Below are 6,409 nucleotides of genomic sequence, written 5' to 3' on the forward strand. Positions count from 1 at the left end.
ACAACCCCGAACCACCCCACACCGAACTCGGACGCCTTGACGAAAGACATAGAGGCACCCCCCCCGGGGCTCCGGCCGCAGGGAGCCTGGGGCCGCAGGGGCGTCAGCCCGCCGCGGTCACCCGCCCGCAGGGTCCGTCAGGACGTCCGTGACGTCCACGAAGTCCTTCTTCTGGGCGGTGAGCCGGCCCTCGCGGACCACCTGGAACGTCACCTTCGTGTTGACGATGCGTGGATGACCGGACGTGCCCACCAGGTCCCGGAAGCGCCAGCGGAGCGTCGGGGTCAGACCGCCGGTGTCGACCTCGGTGCCCCGGTTGAGGGCGGCGATGACCCGGCCCGGCGTCACGGTGTCGTCGTCGATCGCCGCGACGGCCGCCCGCAGCGCCGTGTAGGCGATCCACGTGGTCTGCACGGCGGTGTCGTCCGGGTCGATGCGGTTGTCCCCGAAGGCGTACGTCCGGATCACCTGGCGCATCGTCTTCCAGCGCGCGTCCCCCGCGTCCGGGTACCAGCCGGTGACGAACGCTCCCTCGAAGGGGCTCTTGCGGCCGCCCGTGCGGTCGATGAGCGGCTGGCTGACGCTGCCGAGCACGGAGGAGACCCTCACCCGCTCGCCGTCCGGCTCCAGGCGGCGGAAGGAGTCGAAGAAGGTCTCCGTCCGGGTGCCGAGCACCGCCGTCACGCAACTGCCGTCGGACTGCTCAAGCGCCTGCCCGGCCTGCTCGTCGTAGGAGGTGAGGGCCTCCGGCGCCAGGATGTCGGCGGCCTCCGGCCGGCCGGCGGCGAGCAGCCCGCTGTTGAGGAGCTGCGGCATGCGGTCGCCGCCGATCGAGTCGGGGCGTACCAGCGAGACCCGTTCGCAGCTGCCCGCGAGCTGGCGGCCGTGGCCGGCCAGCAGCGCCGACTGGCCGCCGTTGACCGGGTAGGAGAGATAGCTGCTGAACTCCTCCGTGGACGCGCCGTAGCCCCCGATGTACGGGACACCGCCCGCCTCCAGCGCGGGCATGAAGCTCTGCCCGTGCCGGCTGTACGAGCCGACGACGGCGGCCACCTTCTCCTTGACGGCCTCCCGCGCGCACCGCTCCGCGCCGAGCGCGGTGTCGCCCTCGTCGCACACGAGCACCCGCAGTTCGCGCCCGTCGATGCCTCCGGTGTCGTTGACCCAGCGGGCGTAGGTCCGGGCCATCGCGGGCACGCCGGCCATCTTCACGGCGTTGATGTCGGCGGAGCGGTCCGGCGCCCAGGTCATCACGGTCACGGGCCCCCCGGAGCCCCCCGACGAACCGGGGAGTATCCCGCAGCCGGTCAGCAGCAGCGCCCCGGCCGCCACTGCACCGATCACGCGCGGGAAGGGGCGGGGAGAGGTGGGGCGCAGCCGTCCGGTCATGGACAGGGACCCTTCCGGGTTCCGGGTAACGGCACGCTGTGCGGTGTTCAACGCACGGTGACCTCCAGGTGAATTACGGGGGCCCGTGCGGGGGCCGTGTGAAGGAACGTACGATCGACGACCGTGCAGCAAGGTTCGGAGAACACTTCCCGTCGCGGCCGTCGCTCCTCCACCATGGGCGGCATGCCGCTCACTGACATGCCGTGGTGGCGTTGGCGCGCCAACGTGCGCTCGGCGCTGCACATGCTCTCCGACCCCGTCTTCCACCGCACGTGCTGGCTCGCCGGCCAGGAAGGGTACGGGGACGTCACCGACGCCGTGTACCGCCTGGTCGAGGACACCTGGCTCGACAACTGGTCGGCCGAGAAGTACGTCGGCACGATCTTCAGGGACTCCGCGGAGGCCGCCGCCGTGGACGCCGCCGCCCTGGGGGTGCTGCGCATCATGCACCAGGTCGGCGCCGACGCTCCCGTGTCCGCCTATCTGGAGCACCACGGCTGGCCGGAAGCCGTCCGGGCGGCGCGCGAGGCGCATGTGCTGCTCGCAGTCAACGACGCGGACGATCCGGACATACCGCCGCGCTCGCTGGACGCCATCCGCATCATGACCAGGGCCGCCTGACCCTGGGCGGGTGTGGCACCCTACGGGCATGACCGTGCCGCAGCCCGCCCCCGCCGTCTCGGACGCCGCCGCGTCCGAGCAGTACGTCCTCACGCTCTCCTGCCCCGACAAACAGGGCATCGTGCACGCCGTGTCGAGCTTCCTCTTCATGACCGGCTGCAACATCGAGGACAGCCAGCAGTTCGGGGACCACGACACGGGCCTGTTCTTCATGCGCGTCCACTTCTCGGCGGACGCCACGGTGACGGTGGACAAGCTGCGCGCCAGCTTCGCCGCGGTCGGGGAGGCCTTCCGGATGGAGTGGCAGATCCACCGGTCGGCGGAGCGGATGCGGGTCGTGCTGATGGTCAGCAGGTTCGGGCACTGCCTCAACGACCTGCTGTTCCGCTCCCGCACCGGGGCGCTCCCGGTCGAGATCGCGGCCGTCGTGTCCAACCACACGGACTTCGCCGAGCTCGTCGCCTCGTACGGCGTCCCCTTCCGCCACCTTCCGGTGACCAAGGACACCAAGCCGGAGGCGGAGGCGAGGCTCCTGGAGCTGGTCCGCGAGGAGGACGTCGAGCTGGTCGTCCTCGCCCGCTACATGCAGGTGCTCTCCGACGACCTGTGCAAGCGGCTGAGCGGCCGGATCATCAACATCCACCACTCGTTCCTGCCGAGCTTCAAGGGCGCCAAGCCCTACCACCAGGCGCACGCGCGCGGGGTGAAGCTCATCGGCGCGACCGCGCACTACGTCACCGCCGACCTCGACGAGGGTCCGATCATCGAGCAGGAGGTCGAGCGGGTCGGCCACGGCGTCACGCCGGACCAGCTGGTCGCCATCGGCCGGGACGTGGAGTGCCAGGCGCTGGCCCGCGCGGTGAAGTGGCACGCGGAGCGGCGCATCCTGCTCAACGGCCGCCGTACGGTGGTCTTCGCCTGACCCGAGGGGCGCCCCGGGCCCCTGGGCGTCCCGTCACAGCCGACTGAGTGAGGCCGCCGCGAACAGGACGTCGCGGATGGCCTCCCGGTCGCCCTCCTGGCCCGCCGCCGCTTCCACCGGCGGCACGTGGCCCGCCGCCAGCCGGCAGAACTCCACCCCGTCCAGCGCCACCTGCGCCACCGCGCGGTCGGGCGAGCCGACGGCGGCCGGGGAGTCCAGCGCGATGTACCAGTCGCCGCCGCCGTGCCCCTCGATCTCCAGATGCAGGGAGCGGCCCGGCGCGCCGGGCGTGACCAGCTCCCGGGCCGGACCGGCCAGCCCGGTGCGGCGGCGGCCCGCCAGGGCGGCCGGGAGCAGTCGGGCCGCGAGGTCGATCATCCGGTGCAGATGGGCGGCGGACGGGGCCTCGTACGGATAGTCGACGGCGTCGGCGATGTCCCCGCCGTGCACCCAGCACTCGAAGGACCGGTCCAGCAGCGCGTCCTGGAGCGGCAGCGCGAAGTGCCCGTAGGAGACGGACAGCTCGGCGACGTTCCGCCCGGCGAAGGACGCGGTGCGGATCAGCTCGTGGCTCTGGTCCCGCCAGGGCTCACGGACGGCCCGGGTGCTCGGCGGACGCGTCGCCGACCAGTACCGTTCGGTGCGCTCGGCGGGGTCCAGCGGCGCTTCGCCGCCGACGAGCGGGTCGTCGAGGCCGAGTGCGGCGGACAGCAGCCCGTCGACCGCCGTCAGATGGGCGATCACCCCGGCGACCGTCGTCCTGCGGCTGGTCGCGCGCTCCTGCTCGAACCACCGCAGGCGCACCGGCGCATGCCATTCGGCGTCGCCGATGTCGCGGAGCAGGGCGTCCAGCCGGGCGGTCTCCGCGTCGTACGGAGCGGCCCACCCCGGCACCGGAATCCGGGCCGGGCGGCGGCCCAGACAGCCGTCCAGCACCCGGTTCCGCAGCGTCGGATCGAGGTCCAGGGAGCCGCCGGTGTGCAGCAGCCCCACCGCGTCCCGCAGCCGCAGAGCCTCCTCCGCGCACGGGGCGCACTCGGTGAGGTGGTCCTCCACGGCGGCGGTCTCCTCCCCCGAGCAGGCGGCCAGCGCCCAGGCCCCGAGGAGGGCCTTCAGGACCCGGTGCGAGAGAACGGGCACGGGGCCCTCCGCCGCGCCCTCGTCCCGCACGGGGGCGCCCGGCACCGCCACCGCCTCGTCCGGCTCCGACTGTGCGGGCACGGGTGTGTCCGGTGGTGCTCCGCCGGGCGGCGGGGGCGACGGCGCCGGCGTGGACCGGGGGTCCAGGTCGTCCGCCGCGCCGCGCGGGCCCGGTATGCGGCGCGCGTCCCGCACCCCGTCGTCGGGCCCGTCGCTCGCGCGCCCGCCGCCGGTCACCGGGCCCGCCCGTAACCGGGCGGTGCGGCCCCTTCGAGCGGGTCGGCGTTCGCGGTGGAGAGCAGCTGGAGCCCCAGCCGGAGGCGGCGGCGGGCCTCGTCCTCCGTGACCCCGAGATCGGCGGCGGCCTGCCGGTAGTCGCGGCGCTGGGTGTACGCCAGCTCCAGGGCCCGCCGCAGCGGGGCGGGCATCGAGGAGACGATGTAGTCGGCGCGGGCGGCCGCCGTGGCGCTGCGCACCCGCCGTTCCACCTCCTCGGGGTCGGGGACGGCCCCTTCGCCGTGCTCCGCCTCGTAGGAGGAGGCCGCCTCCCCGCGCAGCCGGCGCACGGACTGGCGGTGCGCGAGCCGGGCCACCCAGGAGCGCATCGAGCCCTGCTGGGGGTCGTAGGCCTCCGGGTCCTCCCATATCTGGACGAAGACCTCGCGGGTCACCAGGTCCGCGGCGTCCTCGTCGTCGAGCATGCGGTGCGCCTGGCTGTGGACGAGCGAGGCGAACCGGTCGTAGAGCTCGCCGAGCGCCGCCGCCTCGCCGCGTGCCAGCCTCTGCTGCATCCTGCGGTCCCAGCGGGGCGGTGTGTCCTTCACCATGCAACCCCCAGCTCCGGTCCCGTGCCCAGCTCCGTGCCGCAGCCTCTGCCCGTGGGGACCGAATGTAGTCCGGCGGCGGACGGCGTACGCGCCTTTGCCTCAACTCCGTCTCCGCCCAGCGTGGCCGTAGACGGTAGTGCATGTCCGCCGCGGATGCTTCTTCGCCGTTCTTCCCCCCCTTCCCCGTCCGCAACGTCCTTCTTCACCGCCCGGGGGAGCGGCAAACGGGCCGAAGTGATCATTTCCTACGGAAACCTCCTGCGCCTCGCGGCCGCGTCGGTGTTTCATGGGGGAGCGGTGGGGCAGCCGCGAGAAGGAACGGAAACTTCCGGATTGCCGGGAGCCTCGGAACGAGAGGTCCAGTCGCGTGACGCTGAAAGTGGACGAGACGGAGCAGGGCGCCTGGACCGTGCTCCGGATACGGGGTGAACTCGATCTGGTCACGTCACCCGTCGTCCGTCAGTCCGTCCACGAGGCCGTCGCCGAGGGGCAGCACGACGTGGTGCTCGATCTCTCCGACGTCTTCTTCTGCGACTCCAGCGGTGTCGGCGTGCTGATCGCCTCGCGGCGGCTGATGAAGTCCTGCGGCGGCCGGCTCCGGCTGATCCTCCCTGCCCGGGGCGCGGAAGACGGCTCGCACGTCAACAAAGTGCTCGGCGCGCTCGGCGTGCGCCGCCTCTTCGACGTGTATCCGGACGCGCTGTCCGCGATCGACGAGCAGAGCAGGCCGCTGAGCGTCTGACGCGAGGCGAGAAACGAGGACGTCACACCGGAAGCAGTCCTCGGTGACACGTGAACGCTCCGGGCGTCGTACGCTCCCCGCATGGACAGCGCAGAGTACGAGCGAAAGATCGCGCACCGCTTCGCCGCCTTCGACCAGGACGGCAACGGCTACATCGATCGCGCCGATTTCAATGCCGCAGCCGCCCGCCTGCTCACGGAGTTCGGGACGACGGCCCGCTGCGACAAGGGCCAGGCCCTCTACACCGGGGCCGAGGCGTTCTGGCAGGGCATGGCCGGGATCGCGGACGTGGACGGGGACCAGCGGGTCACCCGGGGGGAGTTCGTCGGCGGGGCGGTGAAGCGGCTGCGGGACAACCCGGAGCGTTTCGCGGAGATCGCCCGGCCGTTCCTCCGGGCGGCCATCGCGGTCGCGGACAGCGAGAACGGCGGCCGGGCGTCGGTGGCCGCGGTGGAGCGGGCGCTCCGGGTTCTCGGAGCGGAAACCGACGTCGCGGGCGTCGCGGCCCAGAGCCTGGACACGGACCGGGACGGGCAGATCGCGGAGAACGATGTGATGGCCGCGTTCGCCGCGTACTTCACGGTGATCGAGCCGGACGCGTAGGAGGCGCCGGGACCGCGAGGAGCGCGGTGGCCCGGTGGGCCGGGCCGAGGGGGGCGCGCCGCCGAAACGGCCGGGCAACACGCCCGCCCGCGCGAACGGTTCCGCCCCGCCCGCCGCGAGGGCTCCGCGCGGCCGACCCTCCCGCACACGGCGACGCGCGCCCGG

7 protein-coding genes are annotated in these 6,409 nt (G+C 73.1%); 4 read left to right on the forward strand and 3 right to left on the reverse strand.

The genetic code is table 11. The features are described 5' to 3' along the window. Window positions 1-117: 117 nt before the first annotated feature. The gene (locus V9U70_RS06745; protein ID WP_336673551.1) at window positions 118-1,389 is read right to left on the reverse strand and encodes an ABC transporter substrate-binding protein; all 1,272 of its coding nucleotides are present in this window, start codon (window positions 1,387-1,389) and stop codon (window positions 118-120) included. A 174-nt stretch (window positions 1,390-1,563) separates the two neighbouring features. Here V9U70_RS06745 and V9U70_RS06750 point away from each other — a divergent pair, with 174 nt between their 5' ends. Beyond that, entirely contained in the window at window positions 1,564-2,010 is a 447-nt protein-coding gene (locus tag V9U70_RS06750; RefSeq protein ID WP_336673635.1) for an SCO4402 family protein, read from the forward strand. A 28-nt stretch (window positions 2,011-2,038) separates the two neighbouring features. Continuing rightward, complete coding sequence (gene purU, locus V9U70_RS06755; RefSeq protein ID WP_336673552.1) at window positions 2,039-2,932, forward strand: formyltetrahydrofolate deformylase; 894 nt, start codon at window positions 2,039-2,041, stop codon at window positions 2,930-2,932. A gap of 33 nt (window positions 2,933-2,965) precedes the next feature. On the opposite strand, the gene V9U70_RS06760 is transcribed toward purU, so the two are convergent. Together V9U70_RS06760 and V9U70_RS06765 are read right to left on the reverse strand one after the other, a co-directional pair. Further along, entirely contained in the window at window positions 2,966-4,309 is a 1,344-nt protein-coding gene (locus V9U70_RS06760) for a zf-HC2 domain-containing protein (protein WP_336673553.1), read from the reverse strand. After that, window positions 4,306-4,899 carry an RNA polymerase sigma factor gene (locus V9U70_RS06765; protein WP_336673554.1) on the reverse strand — a complete coding sequence of 198 codons (594 nt, stop codon included), beginning with the start codon at window positions 4,897-4,899 and terminating at the stop codon, window positions 4,306-4,308. Before V9U70_RS06765 ends, V9U70_RS06760 begins: the two co-directional genes overlap by 4 nt. A 367-nt stretch (window positions 4,900-5,266) precedes the next feature. Here V9U70_RS06765 and V9U70_RS06770 point away from each other — a divergent pair, with 367 nt between their 5' ends. Further along, window positions 5,267-5,641 carry an STAS domain-containing protein gene (locus tag V9U70_RS06770; protein WP_336673555.1) on the forward strand — a complete coding sequence of 125 codons (375 nt, stop codon included), beginning with the start codon at window positions 5,267-5,269 and terminating at the stop codon, window positions 5,639-5,641. Window positions 5,642-5,722: 81 nt separating this feature from the next. Beyond that, window positions 5,723-6,244, forward strand: a complete 522-nt coding sequence (locus tag V9U70_RS06775) for an EF-hand domain-containing protein (RefSeq protein WP_336673556.1) — start codon at window positions 5,723-5,725, stop codon at window positions 6,242-6,244. The last annotated feature ends 165 nt before the right edge of the window (window positions 6,245-6,409 follow it).

Origin of the sequence: Streptomyces pratensis (assembly GCF_037137275.1) — a bacterium.
In the GTDB taxonomy this organism is placed as follows: Bacteria; Actinomycetota; Actinomycetes; order Streptomycetales; family Streptomycetaceae; genus Streptomyces; species Streptomyces pratensis_B.